Here is a 21,885-nt window from a genome sequence, read left to right as displayed (position 1 = left end):
AAAGTTATCCCCTTCTATTCCCATTAACAGCTTTTATCCCAATTCAGGAATAATTTCCTATTCCAAAATATATATCATTTTTAGCTTGTAAGCATGAAATAAACCTATATTAAAAGCAATGGAATTAATAGTGAATTTACTAATACTTACCTACTTAAACACTGAGTTAACATTATACAATTCTAAATTATTAAGGAGAATTCGCATGAACGATTACAAACTTGTTTTTCTAGATATAGACGGAACAATCTTAAAAGCGAACCATACCATTGAGGTTTCGACTAAGAATGCTATTTCACAATTACAAGAGAAAGGTATCGAAGTTGTTTTAGCTACCGGTCGTCCTTTACATAATATTAAAGACCTTGCAAATGAATTATCGATTACATCTTTTATTTCATATAACGGGGCACATGGTATTTATCAAGGCGAAGAAATCTATCGAGAGCCTGTCGATCATAAAGATATTGAAAAGTTTGTTGAGATTGCAAACGCCCATAATCATGAACTGGTGCTATATTCTGATAAAGAAAATTTATTTACTTCTTTGGAAACCGATTTAGTACAACAATTTATCAAAACGTTTGAAATGAACCTAAATCAGATTTTTACTTTCGCTAATATCCATAGTATCTTAGGCTTAACTATTATCACATCGGAAGATAAAGCAGATACGTATTATCAAGATTTTGAAGGAATTCATTATTCAAATGTGAATGTTACTGGCTTAAAAAATTGCTTAGATGTCATCAGGGATAATGTAAATAAAGGTATAGCCGTTCAAAAGCTAATTGAAAGGTTAGGCTACTCAAAAGAAAACACCATTGCTTTTGGAGATGGGATGAACGATAAAGAAATGCTAAGTGCTGTTGGAGAGGGTATTGCGATGGGCAACGCACATCCAGATTTATTTCAATACGCAAAGCATGTAACAACGGATGTTGAGAACTCAGGTATTTATAATGGGTTAAAAATATTAGGTTTGGTTGATTAATCAAACTTCGCGATGCATGAAAACTAATTGGCTGACAGCACTTCCTAAAATAATAATAGGTGCCCTCAATACACAACATGGAGAGGGCACCTTTATTGATAATTTTAGCGAATTCGTAAGCCTGAATCTTTATCAAAAAAATGAGCTTTATTCAAATCTAAATTTATAGGAATACTTTCGCCAACAAGAACGTCTTCATTGGCGCTAACCTTTGCAGTAAATGTTTGACCACCCAACTTCAAATATAAAAGTGTTTCACTGCCCATTAATTCAGCTACATCTACTGTAGCATGGATGACATCCAAACTATGCTTACTATTATCTTCATATATTCTATGTACATTTTCAGGACGGATTCCTATAACAATTTCACAGTTCTTATAACCATTTCCTTTTAAAGTAAAGAGCTTTTCTTTCGGTATTACAATTTCAACATCACCAATTTTAAACTTCCCTTCTTGAACAATACCGGTTAAAAAATTCATGGCAGGAGTTCCAATAAAGCCGCCGACAAACATATTTTCCGGATTATTATATACCTCTTTAGGTGTTCCTACTTGTTGAATAACACCATCCTTCATTACAACAATCCGCGTAGCCATCGTAATAGCCTCAGTCTGATCATGAGTAACATAAATCGTTGTCGTTTGCAGGCTCTGGTGTAGCTTGATAATTTCAGCTCGCATTTGTGTACGAAGCTGCGCATCTAGATTAGATAATGGCTCATCCATTAAAAAAATTTTGGCATCCCTGATGATCGCACGTCCTAAGGCAACCCTCTGCCTTTGTCCACCAGATAATGCTTTCGGTTTTCGATATAAATACTCTTCCAATCCTAGCATTGTCGCGGCAGCTTGAACTTTGTTTTTGATTACATCCTTAGGAACTTTCTTAAGCTTTAATCCGAATGCCATGTTATCAAACACATTCATATGTGGATATAAAGCATAATTTTGAAATACCATAGCTATATCACGGTCTTTTGGAGATACGTCATTTACTCGTATTCCTTCTATATATAAATCCCCCTTCGAGATGTCTTCAAGCCCTGCAATCATTCGCAATGTCGTTGATTTGCCACATCCTGAAGGCCCAACAAATACAACGAACTCCTTCTCTTTAATATGTAAATTAAAATCATTTACAGAAGCCTTATTGCTGTCATAATACTTAAATACATGCTCCAACTTAAGTTCGCCCATGATTATCCTCCTCCATAGATAGGTATGTACAATCATTCAGTGGAAATGATCAGGTTATTCCCGAATCATTTCCACTTCCCGTTATCGTATTAATTGATTTGCTTCCTTCGCTGCACCATTTAAAGCTTCCTCGACTGACTTTTGCAGTGTAAGTGCAGCCTGAATATTATCTTGAACAATCTTGTAAATACGTGTTCCACCTTCACCAGGATAGTTATACCATGGGACCATATCATCAACCTGTGTATAAGTTGTGTAGGCTACCGGATTTTCTTCCTTTAAATACTTTCCTAATAGCTCATCCTTTTCTATCGCACTTTGACGTACAGCCATATAACCGATTCCTTCTGAGATTATCGTCGTTCCTTTAGGAGAAGTTGCAAACTTAATAAAATCCCATGCAGCTTCTTCTTGTTCTGTGTTAGATTCAATCATGTAAATGGCATTTCCCCCAGCAGGTACTTTACGGGGATGTGTGCCATCAACCGGGAATGGGGCTGTTCCAATTTCAAAATCACTTTCTGCCTGAAGTTGACGTAGTGAAGCTGTTGTATTTACGTACACGCCTAGCTTTCCGCTTGTAAAGCTTTGCACGGCTTGTTGATTATCAACGTTTGGCATTGTTTGATCAACATTAATTAAATCAACCCAATATTGTAATGATTGTTTACCCGCAACATTGTTAAAAGCTACCTGTGTTTCATCAACCGCAATCATTTGTCCGCCTAATGTCTCCGTCATCGCTTGGAATAACCAATTTCCTGTAATGCTATAGTTAAAATAAATTCCTTTTTGGTCTCCATTGGTTAATAATTTAGCGACTTCACGCCATTCATCAAATGTCTTTGGAGGATTTTCTGGATCTAAACCTGCCTGTTCAAAAAGATCTTTATTGTAATAAACAACCGGTGTACTCACTACAAATGGAAGTCCGTAAATACTCCCATCTGCTACTTCACCCATTCCTTTACCTAGTTCAAGCATTTTGGGAAAGAAGTCAGATAGATCCATATTCTCTTTATCTATGAACGTTTGTAATGGAACAATAGGCATATTTTTAATCATATAATTTGTATATGTAAACCCTGATAATACTAAGTCTGGCAATTGGTTTGAAGTCGCTAAAATCTGAAGCTTTTCCAGTATTCCTTCATATGATCCTTGAACAAAGACCGGTTTGACATGCACTTTATCCTGACTTTCGTTGTATTCTGTAACTAAACGATCTACTGCTTCTCCTGCACTTCCTCCCCAAATGTGCATAAATTCAATTTCAATAGGATCTCCATTTGAATTTTCGGATGGAGTGACTGGCTCTGATGAACTGGATATATTTGAACAACCTAGTGAAAATAATAAGAATAGAATAGCTATACAAGTTAATAACTTACGTTTCATGTTTTCTCCTCCTAATAGATAGCTAAATGATTTAGCCTTTAAGACCTGTATTCGTGAATCCTTCAACAAACTTTTTTTGACACATAAAATATAAAGCTAGTACTGGAATTGTAGATAATGTTGCTACTGCCATAGTTGGTACAGTTTCAAGCACGCCTTCATTTTGAAATTGAACAAGCGCAACGGGTAATGTAAACTTATTTTCATCCATCAATATCAGTAGCGGCCAATAAAATTCATTCCAATTATTCACAAATAATATTATGCTTAACGCAGTAAGTGCTGGTATTGAGGCTGGCAAATATATATACCATAAAATCCTTAAAGGCCCACAACCATCGACCTCAGCTGCCTCAGCTAAACTTTTGGGTACTCCTAAAAAGAACTGCCTTAGAAGAAAAATAGCATAGCCACTTGCTAAAAACGGAACAATCACACCTGTTAATGTATTCACCCAATTAAACATATTAACTGTAATATATGTAGGCACCATCATAGCTTGGTGAGGGATGATCATCGTGGCTAGCACTAAATAAAATAGCCAATCACGTCCTGGAAATTCGAACCTTGAAAAAACATACGCAGCAAAAAAAGCTAATACAACCTGACCTAATGTCTGTAAAGATGTGATCAATACGCTATTTGTTAACCACATAAGAAATGGTGTATGTTCAAACACTTGGGCATAACCTTCAATCGAGAAGGGTACAGGTAAGAACCACCAATTACTATAAATCTCGTTAGACGGTTTAAAGGAAACACTGATCATCCAAAAAATTGGCAATAGTGCTATACAAGTAAACAATATTAGAAATCCGTGCAGAATGAATGAATGTGTAGGGTCTTTTACTATAATCTTCACTAATTGCACCCCTTTTAAGAATAATGTACCTTTGAATCAATCAATCTTATTTGGATAACAGCAATTACTAGAACGATAATAAAAAGAATCATAGAGAGTGCACTTGCCCTCCCAATATCGAAAAATTGAAAGGCTTCTTGCCATACTTGGTAGATCAATACATTTGTTGCATTATTGGGACCACCGCTCGTCATAATATGAACCGTTGCGAATACCTGAAAAGAATTAATAATACTAACAACAAGTACAAACATATTTACCGGAGAAAGTTGTGGTAACGTTATTGAAATAAACTTCTTCCATGAGCCTGCACCATCGATTTCGGCAGCTTCATACAGTTGCGTATCAATCCCTTTCAAACCTGCTATATATAAAACCATGTTATAACCCACCGCTTTCCAAACACCAACAATCATTAAACTCCACAATGCCCATTTGGGGTCATTCAACCAGTTTGGGCCCGTTAATCCGATCATACTTAAATAATTATTAATAAGGCCCGTATCGGGATTCATAAGTAGCATCCACACTATACTAGTTACTGCAATTGAAGCAACAACAGGTATAAATAATAGAAAGCGATAAATTTCACGAATGCGCCGACCTGTACTTTCTATTAATACTGCTAATCCAATCGCAATGATCATCGATAATGGCACGGTACCAAATACATATAACATCGTATTTTTTAAGGCCATCCAAAAGACATCATCAGTCAATAAACTAGAGTAATTAAAGAATCCAACAAACTCTTTAGTTGGACTTACCAGATTCCATTGCATAAAACTTAAATACAATGAAAAGAAAAAAGGAAAAACGAAAAAGATAGCTAAAATCACGAGTGTAGGAGATAGCATGGCATACGGCCAAATATATTTCTTTAGATTTAAAAATTTTAATATGCGCCTATTAACCTTTTGCCTCTCTCTTACCTGTACATTCGTAACTGCAGTACGCATTTAGAGTAACCCCCTAATTTATTTGATATTAGAGAAACACACGTAATTTGCCCGTAATGGCAAATTACGAAGTACCTAAAGGGATGCCCAAGGCCCTCTTTTCTTATACTTTAATCCTTTAGGAAGTTAAACTTTATTAAAGTATAGAAGAAATAATTCCTCAATACTCTTCAATATAAAATCAGGCTTTATATGAATATTTATATTAACCTTTTCATTTTGAATCCAAGCGGTTTTTATCCCCATACTGTTTCCGCCCACAATATCTGTATTCAAATTATCACCCACCATTAACATCTCATGAGCATGAGCTCCACTCCGTCTTAAGGCTTCCTCAAACAAATACGGTGCGGGTTTTCCTATATAAGGGACTTTTATATCAAACATACTCTCTACAGATGCAACTAGGGAGCCAGTTTCAGGTACCATTTCTTTAGCATCATTAAAGTGATAACCATCCGGGTTGGTGCTGATAATAAGTGCCCCATTACTAATTTCTAAAGCTATTTTCCTTAACTTTTCATAGTCAAAAGATATATCCCTCCCAACAATAACTGCGTCTGCCTTTTGATGGTGATCTAGTGATAAAACATTATGCCCGCTCGTTCGGACCTGTTTTTTTAACGCATCACTTCCAAAGACTTTAACAGCTAAACTCCCAAATTGATTTTTTAACAATCTACCTATTAGATCAGTTGTGCAAATCATTTCATTTTCATTTGCTTTTATGCCAAGTTGAAATAATTTATCAACGATTTCAGGAGCTGTTTCAGTAGAATTATTTGTAACAAATAATATGACTTTATTATCAGCTCTCAAAGTTGCAAGAAGTTCAGCTGCCCCTTCCGCAGGACGCTTACCAAAGTATAAACAACCATCTAAATCAAAAAGAAATACTTTTATCTCTTTTAAATTTGGAACCATCAGTGTATCCACTATTATCCTCCTTCCATCCTTTTGATTTTAAGCTGTGCTCTAACAAGCTAGTGGATCATCCTTATCTCTTTAAATAATGCCTCAATCACCTGTCCATCAGCATTTTCCAATTCAACATCTAATAACTTTGCAATAGTTGGTGCAATATCCACTACGTTCATTTCAGGTATAATATGATTTGAATGAAAAGATTTTCCTACAGCTATAAACATCGCCTTTAATTGTTGGTGTGAAGGTAGATAGCCATGCATACCTTTAATTTTCGACTCATTTACTATGACTTCATTTCCACTATCTTCGAAATGGACAAAACAATCCAACTCACATTCGAGCACAAAATCTGGCCGCTGATTATCATGTTCACCCAGCCCAGGCAATCCTAATTCAGCAAAGCGATCAATTTCATAGACATCACGAATTCCATCTGTATCATTCAGTAAATTCCGAACAACTACTCTTAATCGCTCTCGTTCTATGTTGTCTTTTTCTAAAAGATACACATAGCTAGAACCTCCATTTGATACAGCCAAAACTTTACTATTAGAAGGATTTTGAGAATCATACAAACCATTTAGTTTAAATAGTACATTTGGATATAATGTACGTTTTGTATCAACAAATCCATGATCAGAGCAAATGAACAAATGGCTATCTTCCCATAGTCCCTCAGATTGTAAAGTCTCAATCAGGTCCCCAATTCTTTCATCTATATATTCCAATGCCCAATAAACCTCTTTTGATTTGGTTCCGTAGTCATGCTGAAAGCTATCAGGCAATAAATAGTGCAGCATAATAAAATTAGCTTGTCGCTTTTGGATTAAATACTTAGTGATTTCTGTTGTAAGCCAGTCTTGCATCTGTCCCCGTGAATGATCTGTGCTCCATGAACCATACTGATCTACCGGAAACCCCGCATCTTTTAATTCATTCCAAAATGGTTGAGAAGAATATTTCTCAAATAAATCTTGTTCATAAAACTCTGGAATATTGAAATCAATTGATTTTGCTCCCCTTGTAACAGGCCAACAGATTGATGCCGTTTTATAACCAAGCCTTTTAGCTGCATCATAAATAGTTTCTCCAATAAGAACATCCTCTTTGTCCCACATGCGGTCTCCAAAATATTCACCTATTTGCTTTATGTCCTTTCGCACAACACGATTCCCAAGAACACCATGTTTATTTGGATATTTACCTGTTACCATACTTGTATGAATAGCCCATGTAGCTGTCGGAAAAATACTATTCATTCCTTGCGCAACGGTTCCGCTTTCTATTAATTTTCTCAGGTTTTTCATTTTTACCTTTGGATCTTCAAGATAGTAGTTTGCCAGTCCATCGATGCTTAACAAAATAATAGTTGATTGATTTTGTGATAACATGTAAATTCCTCCTAAAAGGTTTATTAGTTTTAGTAAAAAAAAGGGAGAGAACACATTGAATAACAATAGACATAGTTAAATACACTTCTATCCTATTGTTGATTCAGAGCGTTCTCTCCCTCTCGTCACTCTATCAACAGTTGATTGTTTATTAGATTCAATAAAAAGTTCATCAAATGTCAAATCCCATAAATCTTTTTCACTGACTGACAGTGATGTGGCCCCTGCTTGCAAGCTATCAGAAACCTCTGCTTTTGACTGAATTAAGCCGCTTGCAATCACCGGGATATTTTCATTTACCATCGAAAACTCTCTCGTTGCTTTTGATAAAATACCTGGCATGATTTCAATACCGTCTGGTTGAATATTTGCAACCATCTCTTTCCCTTTATATAAAGCATTTGAATCTAAAACAAATAAATGTAAAATACCATACAAGTTTGCTTTTTTAGCTTCACGAACAAGATGGCTTTTAGGAGTTATTATTCCATCAACACCAATATATTCAGACACAAATTCAATAACTTCTTTGTCTACACTTGATAGGCCTTTGATAAGATCAAGATGAACAAACGCTCCTTTATTGGATGCTTTGGCAAGTTTGACTGACTTGATTACTTCCTGAACATTTCCACCCATAAAGAAAATGTTATCCACATTGCTTTTGATTGCTGTTTCTACTTCTTTAGGATCTCTTAATGCAGCGATAATAGGTTTCTTTCCAATTTTATGTAGTAGTGTCACTCAGTGTCCCCTTTCATTTATTTGATATGTCTATCATAAATAACGATTTTTAATTCCATATTAATCTAATGTAAATAATTGCTAAGTAAATATTAGGGCTACTTTACAAACCTCAGGAAACTAGCTTTATAAAAAAAACGCCCAATCCCAGTTTTTAGGGATTGAGCGTTTCCGTTTCGATTGTAACTCGTAAAAGTTCCTATTAATGACATCTACTTGTTTCTAGCAAAAGATAATAAAACAAAATGGTAATGAGAAATATTAGTTATTTAATCCATTCATTTAAAATATTAATAGTTAAATCTACTTTTGCTTGTTTAAACATATATGGGATATCCAAACGCTCGCGATGAAGCAGTAACATCCGTTTTCCCCATTCACAATCTGAAGAGGATTTCCAATGAACACATGCTCGAAGTCGATTAAGAATAATATCTTCGATTGCTATAACGTACACCTTTAAATCTTTTTCAAGAGAAAGCTCAATAACCCTTTCTTCATCTGCATCTCTTAAAATATCATTAGGAATTTCGATACTTACCGACAAGTCCTCATGATACCAATGTCTTCCTACCTTCGTGAAACCCAATTCTAACAATAGTGCGTTAGCAACCTCTCGATCACTTAGGATTAAGTCGATATCTGTTGTCGTATAATCACTTCGAGTATAGATTTCAACAGCTAATCCTCCTACCACAATAGGACGTAATCGTCTTTCTTCTAATAAATATGTTAAAATGGCTGTTACTTTTAACATCTTTTCAAATTGATTTCTAGACTGAAGTTGTTGTAATTGTTCCTTCGCCTTTTCAATCAAGCTCATAGTACCACACTCGATCTGATAGATATTTTATTTTCCCCTCTTGCTCTGCTTTTTCCCATTTCTTTTTACACAAAATATCTAAGATTTTTATTTCATCAGGATCCCTGGGTCTTGTTCGAAAATTACGATGGTTAGCTTTTTCTTGAAGTAATCGACGTTCTACTTCAGGCTTTTTTGATTGAATCCATACATTTAAATCAGAGAAGTCAATCTGCTTCACGATACACCATCCTTTCCAAATCTTAACTATATTTTAGCATTTTTGCTAAGCCTTCGCACTTTTGATTACCTTTGTTGGTTTGAATCAATTAATTGGGCTTACTTTCTTCTGATGGTCTAGAACCTCTTACAGGTAACTCCAATCCAAGTTCAGCCATTTGTTCTTGAGCTTGTTCTTTAGTTATAGTCCCTGCTCTTTCTTGTTCCATAATAGCTTGTACTTTTACCATTGTTTCTTCATCTAAATTACCAATCATACCCGCCGGATTTCCTCTTTCAGGTTGAGTTTGCCCTTCCCTCATCAATAGTATTTCGAAGCAAGCCTGCCCAATTTCCACCAATCTTTCGCTTATTAATCGGTATTCTTGCTAATAATACCGTGGTCCAAAGACACGAAATGAATCCACTTCAACTGTAATAAAATTCTTCTTTCTATTATCCTTCTATATGTTATTATTTAATAGGTTATTTTTATCAGGAGGAAAACTTCATGTATGATATCAAAATAATTAATTCCTTTATAAAGAAACAAAAGGTGATGAGAGAATCTTCCACATGTGATTTTGACCTTCATTTTGACCAATTAATTTCTCTATTAAAAGAAAAAAGTGGAAATCATGTATCACATCTCATCTTCTTACGGGATAAAGAAATTTTTTGGACAAAACAACGAGATGTTTTTCTAGTTTATAAACGAATTGCAAATAAATTAGTTGTATTAGGTGATCCAATTGGGGAAGAAACTAAAATAAAAGATTCTATAAAGGAATTTTTTGAATTCAGTAAAAGCAAGGGACTTAAACCTGTTTTCTATCAAATTAGCCCACGTTATATGCAATATTATCATGATTCAGGTTATAGATTCGTCAAGTTAGGGGAAGAAGGGTTAGTTGATCTAAACCAATTTTCTTTAGAAGGCAAACAAGGAGCAAAATTGCGGACCAGATTTAATAAATTTGCTCGTAATTCATATAAATTCAGCGTATTACATCCACCTTATTCGAAAGAGTTACTTTCCGTGTTAAAACTTATCTCCGATTCATGGTTAGGAGAACAGAAGGAGAAAGGATTTTCAGTCGTATCTTTTAGTAAACAATATGTATCCCGATTCCCTATAGCACTTTTACATGACCCCGACGGGAACGTAATTGCCTTTGCAACATTAGCAACAGATTACAAAAATACAATTAGCATTGACCTGATGAGAAAGTCCTCAGAAAGTCCTCATGGAACAATGGATGTCTTATTTATTCATATCTTTAAATGGGCAAAAGATAACGGTTATCATACCTGTAGCTTAGGGATGACCCCACTTGCAAATGTCGGGAATTGCAAGCATTCATTTACAAGTGAAAAACTTATTCGCTTGGCCTATCTCTACGGCAATACATTGTATAATTTTAAAGGCCTTAAAAAGTTTAAAAATAAATTTACATCGAACTGGGAGCCTAAGTATTTAGCATACAAAAGAACTCTATTGCCGATTACTTTTTTACAATTACTTCTGCTGATTAATAGTAAACAAACTACTAAAAACAAAGGTTCTTTACCTTCTTAAGGAAAGCACCTTTGTTTTTTTTCATTTACTAGCCCTTATTTTGTTTTGTCAATTCTCGGCGATCACTTGCTTTTGGCGGCTCTTCTAACCATCCCATATCGATCATAAGATTTGCTCCATCTTCAGCATATTTTGCAAGTTCAGCAGTAAGTGTCACATATTTAAAAGCAAGGTCTCTTCTTGACGTAACACTTAAAGCAGTGCCATAAAAGGCGACAGCAATTTGCGTTGACAATTGTACTTGATACATCAGTAACTTATCAGAGAAAGGTGATGTAGTTGAATTGGTAACTTGTGATTGCCATGACATTGGGGAATTAAGCTTTTCTTCACGGAATATATCATCAAAGTTCTCGAGATGTTTATTCGAAATCTCAATTCCTCTATTTATATATTTACGTATCTTATCCGATTCAGCAACCTGACTAAAGCCAACCTTCAAAGCTACATGTAGATGCATTTTATTCATATTAAAAGTTATATCGCCAATTTCCATAGCTGTTAATGGACGCCGTTGTCCAAACCATCCTGTTAGAAAACTTTGGTGTTTTACAAATTCTGCAGAAGTAGGGGGCGTGAGGACTGGGGGCCGTGAAAACAGACCCTTTGACAATAACGTTTCCATTGTTTTTTCAAATAGATTCGTAACTTCAGCATTACATGTTATGTAATATTTTCTTAAATCCGAGCGAATTGATGTACTAAGTGATAGTGCATAGGCGGTAATTCCTTGTAATGACATAATATACATATAGTACAAGTAAAAAGGATCCTGAAAAAGACGCGGTGCTTTTATATTCACATCTTGGTCAGAAAAGCCATATGGAATAGGAAAGTTTTCACCCATAAAGAAATCCTTAATTTGTTGAATATGTCGCTCTGAATAGCCTAAAGCTTTTATGTATATGTCTTTGATTTCGTGATCTTCAATATGTTCGAGTACATATTTTATAAAGCAAATTGACATTGAATCAAACAAATATTGCGTCCAAAGACTCGATATTTCTGGTGCTGTTAATTTGATGCTTTCTTTATCCATAGCCCTCCTCCTTCTACTTAAATATTCCCTTTTCCTTAATTACCTATTCTTGTTTAAAAAATAATGTTCGCTAACAGTATATTAATTAATATTGATATACATGATGTAAAGCGCTTGATCATTTCTTTCGACAATAATCAAGCGCTTTATTATTGGAATCAATGCATCTATTTGAACAAAAAATTCTTTAGGTATTACTCTGTTAAATGAGCCGTTATGATATATCGTTTAGGAGCTGGCCCGATAAAATTGAAGGGATAACAGGTCACGAGTGTAAGCGTGGCTTCGTTTGTTGGCACAATTATTGTTCGATCATTTTCATCGACTATTTGTTGTTTACTAATCTTATAGGTATAAACTCCAGTAATTGTCTCTACTTTTATCAAATCTCCATTATTCAATTGGTTTAGATTTTGAAAAACTCCATCACGATGTCCAGCTAATACAGAATTATCCTTCATTCCTGGTAAGACACTTCCAATATAATGCCCAACACCACGGGATAATTGTTCTTCATTTGTACCTTCAATGATTGGAAATTCTTCTGATAATTTTGGGAAGATTATTTTGCCTACAACCTCGCCTTGTTTTGGCGTGTTAGATTGTATCGCATTATTTTCCCTCTCATCATCAACGCCTGCGGCACTAGCATGAGAGGGTATTATTGATATACTTGCAACTTTTTCATTCCACTCTTTAAGTGAATGCTCTATTTTTTGGTCTGATAAAAAAATTTGTGTAATCGAAAAAAATATTAAAGACAAAGATAAGAAACACAAGACACTACATAAAACAATCATTATTTTTTTCATATATGCACCTATACTCTTACCTTGAAAGTTTCAGTTTTAAAATCACTAGTATAGAGACTATCAACAAAATACCGCCAATTACTAATAAGTTATACCAAACGCTTGCTGTATCTGGTAGTTCACCGCCGCTAATTGTAGCTGTTGGACTATTGTTTTCGTTGGTTTCAGTTTGTTCAACTTTCGAGCTAGCATTATGAATACCTATAGTTTCATCATTTACGGAATCTTTGCTTGTACTTTGACTGTCATTGACCTGAACTAATCCTTGAGAATCGCTTGTTTTCGCAGTTGAACTTGTTGCTACGCCTGCTGTTATTGTCGACTTATTCTCCTCTTTCGTTTCTATTTTAGTAGTTATGTTGGTAGTTGATTGAGAATTATCTTTAACAGCAGTTGTTGTTCTATTTTTCTCTACTTCTATTGTTGTTTTATTTCCATTGGATTTATCCTTCTTAATTTCATTAGTTTTCTTTGCTTTTACACTATCCTTATCTATTTCTTGTTTTATAGATTTAGCTTTCGTAACGCTCTGGTCAACTTTATCTGCTACTTCGATCCAATAATTGATCGTTCCATTCCCTTCGACACCGGCATAATTAATAGCAGGACTATACACATGTGTTGAACCATCGTTAAAAGTAACAATAATTTTTGAAATATCCGGTTTTACAATGTCGGCTGGCTTTTTAATACTGTATAGTTTCTTATTCTTTGTTTCAAGTACAATCGTTGAGTCAAGATGTTCAATCGAAACAGATGAAATGTTAGCTGTATCTCCTTTAACATGAACATGTACACTAGTATTCTTTGCAACTACATTATCCTGAAAAAGAAAACTCCCGATTATACTAAAAATTAATGTTAATGATGTGAGTACGAATACAAATTTAGATTTAGTCAAAAATTTCCCCTCCTCACATTTTCATATTCACACTTATACTTTATGAAAATAATTGTCGGAGATTGTTTGTCCTTTCTGCAATTGAGAATTCAGTAATAGGAAACCTTAGGCATCAGGAACCCTAATGGTTCAATTGTTATGTAGGATTTTAGACACTAATGAATACTTTTAGTAATAAGGTAGGAGCCGGTGGTCCTATTTTCGACAGAAGTTGCATAACTTGGACCCTTTCCTGGGGTTATCTAGTAAGAAACCACCCAGTACTAGATTAAGCCCATACTGGAACTCTTTAAGTGGGCAAACCATATTATAATCAAACTTAATTTTTAGGAGGAATTAGTTGATGAAAAAAAAATTAGTTAAAGGAGTCGAAAAACTTTTGCAAGATCGAATTAATAAGATCCTCCAAAATAAAGAAATTGAAAACTACGACAAACTTCCAGGATTAGTTGAGTCATTAAAACTTATTAAAGACAATGCTAAGGAGTGATTAAGTAATATTAATCACTCCTATGTAATAAAATAGAAAACTCACTTATTAAATTTTTAAGCAGCGACTTGATATAAATAAATTTTCCACGCTGAGTCTCCATGTTCAAAGGCTTTCAATAACAGTAGGTTGTTTGATTGCGCATTTTCAATTGGTACAGAAGAAATTATAAACTTTCCTCCCATTTGTTTAAATACATTTGTATTTAATTGCAAATTTTTAATAACTTTGTTCGAGTCTTTTCTGAAGTCATATTTTTTACCGAGCTCATCAACAAATATATAGCAGCGGCTTCCCCATTCATCAAAATATTCCTGAAGTTGGTGATTTTTAGCTAATTCTTTTTCAATAATTTTTCGAAATTTATACTTGTATGAAAGTGGATAAAAATTATTATATGTATCGATTGTGAAAAAGCCATTATATTGGGCGATGGCAGGATGAAGTCCAATACTTGCAACCCGATAGGAATGCTGCGGCAGATTGATATAGTCCCGTATTTCTGTAAACTGTTCTGTTGCATAATATTCTTTAAAGGATGGCGTCCCTAACACTCGAAAAACAAATTCCTCATTGCACAGAAAAAGAATGACAACCTGGGCAATTATCAATCCTTTTACTAATCGATGCCATCTATGTCTATGATGCCAAAGGATTAAACAAGACAATGCAAAAATTAAATAAATTACAAGCGGTCTTAAAAAGTGAAAGCGTGCAAAATTGAATGTAACCGCAATATCGAATGTTTCCTTGACTGGAATCCATATTTTATTAAACCAAAAAGCGTACCATGCAGATAGAACTAAGTTGATCAGCATTAAACTAATAAAAATTCTATGTCTCCTCCAACGTTTGGTCCATAATACAATCCAAAGCGCTACAAAGGATAGCGGCAAAATGACAAACGTATGTACAGTCATAACATGATGATGCCCGAGAACATAATTTTTAAATGTAAGACGCAGCGAACGCCAAAACTCGTGCCTTGATGAAATAAATTCACTTCGCTGGGTAGGCTCATGCGGAATAATTAAAGAATAAAACAAGCGATAGTCGACCACAAAAAAGACGGCGGTCATAAAAATAATACTACCTAGAAACACTAGGTTTATATCCCGTTTGACTATAATATCACGAATCCATAAGATACTTACCATAACAAGGAAAAAGACGAAGCCAAGAACAATGCTTGAATAGATGGGCAACAATCCTAATGTTAACCAGTCTTTCCATGAATGATTCCTTGCCCTGATGTTCAAAAATGCCCATAAAGCAAGAGGATGTCCAAGTGTACTTAACATCCCTGACGGCCAAAATGGGGTAAGCGCAAAGGCTAATGCTACTCCAATTCGAATAAAGTAGGCGCTGTTATCTTTTATAAAATGATCCCTTAATAATAAATACATTCCTAAAAATGCAAATACTCGGGTAATTGTTTGACTTATTGCATAAGCCAGCATCGATGGAAACCATACATGCAGCCAAACAATCCCCGTATATTCAGAACCATAAGCACCTCTCGATAATTGGCCATTGATGATCTGTTGAACAGTTGCATCTAAACCTCCAAATAATTCTCCACTGTTAACTAGAACCTTATACCAAGCAATATTCGAATCCAAATTATCGTGGTCCCGAATATGGGCGTTCTCTCCTAATATATACAAGGGTGATAGATATACAATAATTAATAGTACAGCATATATTAAGTGCAGCCTTTCTTTTGATGCTTGCATTCCTTTAATCAAGTTTAAACCCCTATCTTTTCAAGATTAGTAAAATAATTAATACTACTGAGGAATTAATTTAATAAATTAACGTTAAAAGCCAATCCTTAATATCTACAATGCGTAGATGTTTAGGCTGTGATTCTGTTCCACAGATAATCATTGATACTAAAGAATCTTGCTTGTGTAAGCCGCCATGACTAGCGCCTGCTACATGTTTAGGCGAACCTTCCCCTATAAATTCATAGCCACGATTGGCGCTTACCATAATAAAATCACCACTGTGTGATAAAAATGGAGCATATAATCGTGCTAACGCGTCAGGATAATTTCCATACTTTATATTATTATTAACAATCTCCAGATCTAATATTTCAAAGTTCCCTTCCACATGCCACGACTTTCCATATTCATCCATATATTTTCCTTCGGGATAAAAATGTAGTTCTCCGTCATTGATTCCAGATATGACCGTAACCGTTTCTCGATTTTTTTGAGCAATTACATCAATTCTTTTATCTGTTCTCATAATCTGAACTATATCAGTTAATGGCACCTTTTCTGGATTTAGCGTATAAATATATGACATTCTTTGATTAACACCTAAAACAATTTCATCCTCAGCCTTTATGCCCTTGCTTAACTTTACTATTCGATACTGATTTAATAGTTTCCTTAAATCTATTAATGTTTCATTCCGATCTGCATCAGTCCATGCTTGCCCGTTATCTCCAAGAATAATCCAGATGTTATCATTAAGCGCTGATTCCCATGAATTAAACTGATTTAGTATGTTCTGTAATTCTTCATCAACCTTTTGAACACCTTTAACATCTTTTCTTCCATGTTTATGTACACTTTGGTCCAGATCCGGAAAATAAGCTATTGTAAAAGCAGGTAACTTGTTTTCCCTAATTAAATACGACATTTCATTTGATGTAAATTTATCGTTGAATCCATATCTTTGCCAAAAAAATGCTTTCTTTTTATTCGGATTTAAATGGTGCATGCGTCCATAGGAAAATAAATCCGGCGAATAGGAGTCCATTTCTCTTTTTAAACCTGTTATCAATGATAATAGGAATGGTATCTTCAATCGGCAAGGATTATTTCCCCGATAAAGTAATGCGTTTATGGTGGCAGTTTGAATCCCTTTTTCATTTAAAGTTTCATGAATGGTTTTATGCTGCTTACTTAAATGCTCATGATTTAGATTATAAAAAATATCTTTCATCGATTGCTTCAGACCTAATTTATAAAGCTCTCTAACATGACTTCCATAATTCACAATCCGATTTTCAGCTTGGTTATACCAAACAAGCCCAGGAATTTTGTGCTGATCACAAGCAACACCCGTTAACAATGTACTATCCACATTAACAGACATGGTTGGAAAAGGACTAATTAAATTAGAAATATAACACCCTTTTTCTATAAAAAATTGAAGAGCAGGTGCTTTTCCTTCCTTTACAGCAGCTTGTAATGAAGAATCCATGAGGGTATCCACTATAAGCATAATAACCTTTTTTTTTAGAGAGTCAGTTGACTTCATTTCTATTTCTCCTTTGATGTGATCAGATTACATATAGAAAGTGTTTGAAATAAGGTTTATTCTTAGTCTCTATTAGCATTGACTCTTAACCATTCTTTTTCGCATTCATAGAGATAATCCCACTTCTTTTGCCATATCCAATCAAAAATTGTGGTAACTTCTTTCATATATTTATAGCGAAGTAAAAACTGTACTATATTTATAACATCCGAATCCTCTGCTGTTGCTGGTTCAACATTTCGTTTTGTTTTAAGAATGGTTTTCAACCGCTCGAAAAGTACCTCTATTATGCTCTCATCTCCATGTTTAAGAAGTGCATCCAGTGCATTTAATTTCACTTCTCGAGATCTATCCTTTAGGCATGCAATATAGGTAGGCAGAAACTCTTTTCCTCCCAATTCCTTTGCTGTTGCAATCGCAGAGGCTCTTACCTCTCCTTTATCATGTTGGAGATATTCCCCAATTACATCTAATACTTTTGCGGAACGGATCTTCCTTAATGAGCTTAAAAGGTGGCATATTTCATATTGGTCCTTTACATCTGCTAATTTATGAATTAAAAGGTCTTCTACCTCCTGTTTTGGATAATTTCCAAGCATTTTTATAACCATGTCCCTTACCTGCCATCTTATGTCATCGGATAACCTTAGAATTATGTCAAGCTTAGGTGTATATTGATTTCTATCAAGATATAGTAGTAAGCAATCCCCTAGTATATATTTATCAGATTCTTTGTCCAATCGATCTGCAAAGTACTCAAATATTTCACGTATTTCAGTATTTATCGCAAGCTTTTCAAGAATATGATAAGCCTTTCTCCTTATATCTTTTTCTTTTGTTTTACTAGAAGAATGTTGTTCAATGATGTTCTTTAAGGGTTGAATATATTTCGCATCTGCTAATTTTTCAGCTTCCTTATAGGCGCTATTAGCTATAACATACATAGAACCGTTAACATCAGGAACATATTCAAGTGTATCGTCAAGCATTCTTTGAATTAAATCTAATAAATACTTTTGTGTGTCCATATGACCTCCAGTTTCCATTCATGCTTAATATAAAGTGTTCCCGTAACACCCGTTAGTCTTACACTTACCTAGTAATAAATTTGTTTTTAATCTTTACAAAAATTAATTGCAGGAGTAATATAACATTTGTTAATTGAATAAAATTGTTTTCTACTATCGCTGAATTCTTTAAAAGAAGCGGAGGAACCATATTTGTAACAGTATTGTTACTTGGGGTGAATCCTTTTTAGGTAGGGCTACTCTCATAGCCCGAATCCGACAGCTAACTTCGTAAGCGTTTTGAGAGAGGATGATGAAAACTTGTAATCGACATCGACTACAGGGGAATTCTGCCTCTGTAGTTTTTTGTATTCTTTTTTATAAAAGGTTAGAAAGGGATTTTGAGAGATGGATAAAAAACAATTTGCTGTGATTGGCTTAGGGCGTTTTGGTGGGAATCTTTGTAAAGAATTTTATAAGTCTGGCTTAGAAGTATTAGCTATTGATAATGATGGAGATAGAGTAGCGGATTATTTAGAATTCAGTACACATGCCGTTCAAGCTGATACGACAGATGAAACGGTAGTGAGAGATTTAGGATTAAGGAATTTTGACTATGTCATTGTTGCAATAGGAGAAAATATTCAAGCAAGTATTTTAACAACACTATTATTGAAAGAAATAGGAGTAGAACGAGTTTGGGTAAAGGCCCAAAATGACTATCATCAAAAGGTGCTTGAAAAAATTGGCGCAGATCGCATTATTCATCCCGAACGTGATATCGCTAAGAGAATTGCTCATCATATTGTATCTGAAAAAATCATTGATTTTATTGAACTATCCGATGAATATAGCATTGTTGAAATCATTGCGTCAGGTAAAGTCGATCAAAAAACACTTCTAGATTTAGATATAAGAGCTAAGTATGGGTGTACAGTTGTTGCTATTAAAAGAGCACATGATATAACCGTTTCACCAGCGGCAAATATGGTAATTAACCAAGATGATATTCTTGTAGTTGCAGGACATAACAGAGATATAGAACGTTTTGAGCGTGAAGGAATCTAAAATGAAAGATCGAATTATAAAATTAAGTCCGCCACAAGTATTACTTTTTGTCTTTTTAATAGGCATAATCATAGGTACTATATTACTTAAGTTGCCTTTTTCAACAACAGATTCTATTTCTTTGTTAGATGCGCTGTTTACTGCGACTTCTGCTATGACAGTAACTGGCTTAGCCGTAGTTGACACTGGGACTGCATTTACAACATTTGGACAGGTGGTAATTATGGTACTAATTCAAACTGGCGGACTCGGAATTATGTCCTTTGCAATTCTTGTATTTATAGCACTTGGTCGTAAAATTGGGTTTAAACAACGAATCCTTGTCCAACAAGCTCTAAATCAAACGTCTATTGGCGGTGTTATTAAATTAGTACAAAAACTATTTATATTCTCGATTATCATCGAAAGTATTGCGGTTTGCTTATTAGCAATAAGATGGGTACCAGCGTTAGGATGGAAGGAAGGAATTTTTGCCAGTGTTTTTCATTCTATATCTGCCTTTAATAATGCAGGATTTTCGATCTGGTCAGATAGTTTAATGGGCTACGTAGGAGACCCTCTCGTAAATATCATTATAAGTTCCTTATTTATTATAGGCGGTCTTGGATTTACAGTACTAGCCGATCTTTGGAGTAGCAAAAAATTTCAAAGACTATCTTTACATTCTAAAATAATGATTGTGGGGACGTTTTCATTAAATTTATTATCTTTTTTTTTAGTATTTTGGTTTGAGTATAACAACCCTAATACTTTAGGTAAGCTGCCTTTCTTAGATAAAGTTTGGGGAGCATATTTTCAGGCCGTTACAACGAGAACAGCCGGTTTTAATTCCGTGGATATAGGCAGTCTAGAAGAATCAACAATATTTCTTATGTTAATCCTAATGTTCATAGGTGCTGGAAGTGCATCGACAGCGGGTGGAATAAAACTAACTACGTTTATAGCTATGTTTCTATCTGTTCTTACCTTTGTTAAAGGTAAAGAAGATGTTACGATCTTTAGAAGAACTTTAAATCCAGTAATTATTGTCCGTTGTTTAGCTATAACTATGATTAGTATTTCCATTGTTTTTATAGGTATTTTCGTTCTAGAATTTTCTCAAAGTTCCCCATTTCTGCCAATAGTTTTTGAAGTGATATCTGCATTTGGAACAGTCGGTTTATCAATGGGGCTTACAGCAGATTTAACGTCAATTGGTAAAGAAGTTATTATTATCATTATGTTTATTGGTAAAATCGGTCCATTAACATTAGCCTTTTCATTAACGAAACAAGAACGTACAGCCATTAGATATCCTAAAGAAGAAATTCTTACTGGTTGATATATGTAACACGTTTTTAGGGGAGAAATATAATTATTGATAAACTTATTAAAAGGCCAAATCTATACAAGGTTTGGTCCTTTTCCTTTTTTTTGAATAACAGTGATATTTTGCACCGATTCGCACTTGTTCTTGTGGGTTTATCTGGACATGTCAGAATTCTACCTAGATTCTGACTCATTTTTGAAATTTTCGCTTGCTCCTATCCGAATTCAACCTGTATTCTGACTCGTTCTACTCTTTTTATCGCATTACTGTCAGAATCGAACCCGGATTCTGACTCATTTTTGAAATTTTCGCCTGCTCCTGTCCGAATTTGATCTGTATTCTGACTCGTTTTACTCTTTTTCTCGCGGTCCTGTCAGAATCTAACCTGTATTCTGACTCGTTTTACTCTTTTTCTCGCGTTCCTGTCAGAATCTAACCTGTATTCTGACTCGTTCTACTCTTTTTCTCGTGTTCCTGTCAGAATTTAACCTGTATTCTGACTCATTTTTGAAATTTTCGCCTGCTCCTGTCCGAATTTGATCTGTATTCTGACTCGTTTTACTCTTTTTCTCGCGTTCCTGTCAGAATCTAACCTGTATTCTGACTCGTTCTACTCTTTTTCTCGTGTTCCTGTCAGAATCTAACCCGTATTCTGACTCATTTTTAAAATTTTCGCCTGCTCCTGTCCGAATTTGATCTGTATTCTGACTCGTTTTACTCTTTTTCTCGCGTTCCTGTCAGAATCCAACCCGTATTCTGACTCGTTCTACTCTTTTTCTTGCGTTCCTGTCAGAATCTAACCTGTATTCTGACTCGTTCTACTCTTTTTCTCGCGGTCCTGTCAGAATCTAACCTGTATTCTGACTCGTTCTACTCTTTTTCTCGCGGTCCTGTCAGAATCTA

21 protein-coding genes and 1 riboswitch are annotated in these 21,885 nt (G+C 34.8%); of the genes, 5 read left to right on the top strand and 16 right to left on the bottom strand.

Annotated elements, in window-relative coordinates:
- The first annotated feature begins 205 nt into the window (after positions 1-205).
- On the top strand, positions 206-994 hold the full coding sequence (locus C1724_RS02320) for an HAD family hydrolase (protein ID WP_102345135.1): 789 nt from the start codon (positions 206-208) through the stop codon (positions 992-994).
- A gap of 104 nt (positions 995-1,098) precedes the next feature.
- Here the strand turns inward: C1724_RS02320 and C1724_RS02315 are convergent, their stop codons facing one another.
- From C1724_RS02315 to C1724_RS25405, 10 genes are all read right to left on the bottom strand, one after another.
- The gene (locus tag C1724_RS02315) at positions 1,099-2,196 is read right to left on the bottom strand and encodes an ABC transporter ATP-binding protein (RefSeq protein WP_102345134.1); all 1,098 of its coding nucleotides are present in this window, start codon (positions 2,194-2,196) and stop codon (positions 1,099-1,101) included.
- Positions 2,197-2,277: 81 nt separating this feature from the next.
- On the bottom strand, positions 2,278-3,594 hold the full coding sequence (locus C1724_RS02310; RefSeq protein WP_102345133.1) for an ABC transporter substrate-binding protein: 1,317 nt from the start codon (positions 3,592-3,594) through the stop codon (positions 2,278-2,280).
- 31 nt (positions 3,595-3,625) lie between these two features.
- Positions 3,626-4,456 (bottom strand): carbohydrate ABC transporter permease, encoded by an 831-nt coding sequence (locus tag C1724_RS02305; RefSeq protein ID WP_258000263.1) that lies wholly within the window; start codon positions 4,454-4,456, stop codon positions 3,626-3,628.
- A 14-nt stretch (positions 4,457-4,470) separates the two neighbouring features.
- Positions 4,471-5,415, bottom strand: a complete 945-nt coding sequence (locus C1724_RS02300; RefSeq protein WP_102345132.1) for a carbohydrate ABC transporter permease — start codon at positions 5,413-5,415, stop codon at positions 4,471-4,473.
- A 126-nt stretch (positions 5,416-5,541) separates the two neighbouring features.
- The gene (locus tag C1724_RS02295) at positions 5,542-6,351 is read right to left on the bottom strand and encodes an HAD-IIA family hydrolase (protein WP_102345131.1); all 810 of its coding nucleotides are present in this window, start codon (positions 6,349-6,351) and stop codon (positions 5,542-5,544) included.
- A gap of 47 nt (positions 6,352-6,398) precedes the next feature.
- The gene (locus C1724_RS02290; RefSeq protein ID WP_102345130.1) at positions 6,399-7,733 is read right to left on the bottom strand and encodes an alkaline phosphatase family protein; all 1,335 of its coding nucleotides are present in this window, start codon (positions 7,731-7,733) and stop codon (positions 6,399-6,401) included.
- Between the two features lie 87 nt (positions 7,734-7,820).
- Entirely contained in the window at positions 7,821-8,477 is a 657-nt protein-coding gene (locus tag C1724_RS02285; RefSeq protein ID WP_102345129.1) for a glycerol-3-phosphate responsive antiterminator, read from the bottom strand.
- 265 nt (positions 8,478-8,742) lie between these two features.
- Positions 8,743-9,300 (bottom strand): DUF6036 family nucleotidyltransferase, encoded by a 558-nt coding sequence (locus tag C1724_RS02280; RefSeq protein ID WP_102345128.1) that lies wholly within the window; start codon positions 9,298-9,300, stop codon positions 8,743-8,745.
- The gene (locus C1724_RS02275) at positions 9,287-9,520 is read right to left on the bottom strand and encodes a hypothetical protein (protein WP_102345127.1); all 234 of its coding nucleotides are present in this window, start codon (positions 9,518-9,520) and stop codon (positions 9,287-9,289) included. Before C1724_RS02275 ends, C1724_RS02280 begins: the two co-directional genes overlap by 14 nt.
- A gap of 88 nt (positions 9,521-9,608) precedes the next feature.
- Positions 9,609-9,821 (bottom strand): hypothetical protein, encoded by a 213-nt coding sequence (locus C1724_RS25405; protein ID WP_102345126.1) that lies wholly within the window; start codon positions 9,819-9,821, stop codon positions 9,609-9,611.
- A 188-nt stretch (positions 9,822-10,009) separates the two neighbouring features.
- Between C1724_RS25405 and C1724_RS02265 the strand changes: the two genes are divergently transcribed.
- A complete protein-coding gene (locus tag C1724_RS02265) occupies positions 10,010-11,077 on the top strand; it encodes a phosphatidylglycerol lysyltransferase domain-containing protein (RefSeq protein WP_102345125.1) in 1,068 nt (355 codons plus the stop codon).
- Positions 11,078-11,105: 28 nt separating this feature from the next.
- Here C1724_RS02265 and C1724_RS02260 read toward each other — a convergent pair whose 3' ends face one another.
- From C1724_RS02260 to C1724_RS02250, 3 genes are all read right to left on the bottom strand, one after another.
- Positions 11,106-12,116 (bottom strand): DUF3231 family protein, encoded by a 1,011-nt coding sequence (locus C1724_RS02260; RefSeq protein ID WP_102345124.1) that lies wholly within the window; start codon positions 12,114-12,116, stop codon positions 11,106-11,108.
- 194 nt (positions 12,117-12,310) lie between these two features.
- Positions 12,311-12,880, bottom strand: a complete 570-nt coding sequence (locus tag C1724_RS02255; protein ID WP_258000262.1) for a class D sortase — start codon at positions 12,878-12,880, stop codon at positions 12,311-12,313.
- Between the two features lie 64 nt (positions 12,881-12,944).
- Positions 12,945-13,829, bottom strand: a complete 885-nt coding sequence (locus C1724_RS02250) for a hypothetical protein (RefSeq protein WP_102345123.1) — start codon at positions 13,827-13,829, stop codon at positions 12,945-12,947.
- A gap of 343 nt (positions 13,830-14,172) precedes the next feature.
- On the opposite strand from C1724_RS02250, the gene C1724_RS25400 reads away from it, so the two are divergent.
- Entirely contained in the window at positions 14,173-14,319 is a 147-nt protein-coding gene (locus tag C1724_RS25400) for a hypothetical protein (protein WP_180994099.1), read from the top strand.
- Between the two features lie 56 nt (positions 14,320-14,375).
- Here C1724_RS25400 and C1724_RS02245 read toward each other — a convergent pair whose 3' ends face one another.
- The 3 genes from C1724_RS02245 to C1724_RS02235 all read right to left on the bottom strand — a co-directional run bounded on the left by C1724_RS02245 (position 14,376) and on the right by C1724_RS02235 (position 18,626).
- Positions 14,376-16,055 carry a DUF6044 family protein gene (locus C1724_RS02245; protein ID WP_102346703.1) on the bottom strand — a complete coding sequence of 560 codons (1,680 nt, stop codon included), beginning with the start codon at positions 16,053-16,055 and terminating at the stop codon, positions 14,376-14,378.
- Positions 16,056-16,125: 70 nt separating this feature from the next.
- Positions 16,126-17,598 carry an alkaline phosphatase family protein gene (locus C1724_RS02240; RefSeq protein WP_102345122.1) on the bottom strand — a complete coding sequence of 491 codons (1,473 nt, stop codon included), beginning with the start codon at positions 17,596-17,598 and terminating at the stop codon, positions 16,126-16,128.
- Between the two features lie 62 nt (positions 17,599-17,660).
- Positions 17,661-18,626 (bottom strand): HEAT repeat domain-containing protein, encoded by a 966-nt coding sequence (locus C1724_RS02235; protein ID WP_102345121.1) that lies wholly within the window; start codon positions 18,624-18,626, stop codon positions 17,661-17,663.
- Positions 18,627-18,773: 147 nt separating this feature from the next.
- Positions 18,774-18,919, top strand: a riboswitch (cyclic di-AMP (ydaO/yuaA leader).
- 94 nt (positions 18,920-19,013) lie between these two features.
- Between C1724_RS02235 and C1724_RS02230 the strand changes: the two genes are divergently transcribed.
- Positions 19,014-19,673 (top strand): potassium channel family protein, encoded by a 660-nt coding sequence (locus C1724_RS02230; protein WP_102345120.1) that lies wholly within the window; start codon positions 19,014-19,016, stop codon positions 19,671-19,673.
- Position 19,674: 1 nt separating this feature from the next.
- Positions 19,675-20,994: a TrkH family potassium uptake protein gene (locus C1724_RS02225; RefSeq protein WP_102345119.1), complete on the top strand. Its 1,320-nt coding sequence runs from the start codon at positions 19,675-19,677 to the stop codon at positions 20,992-20,994.
- Positions 20,995-21,885: the final 891 nt, after the last annotated feature.

The sequence above is a fragment of the Bacillus sp. Marseille-P3661 genome (genome assembly GCF_900240995.1).
Lineage (GTDB): Bacteria > Bacillota > Bacilli > Bacillales > Bacillaceae_J > OESV01.
The sequence above is the reverse complement of the archived record's forward strand: the minus strand, read 5'-3'. Positions and strand labels throughout refer to the sequence as shown.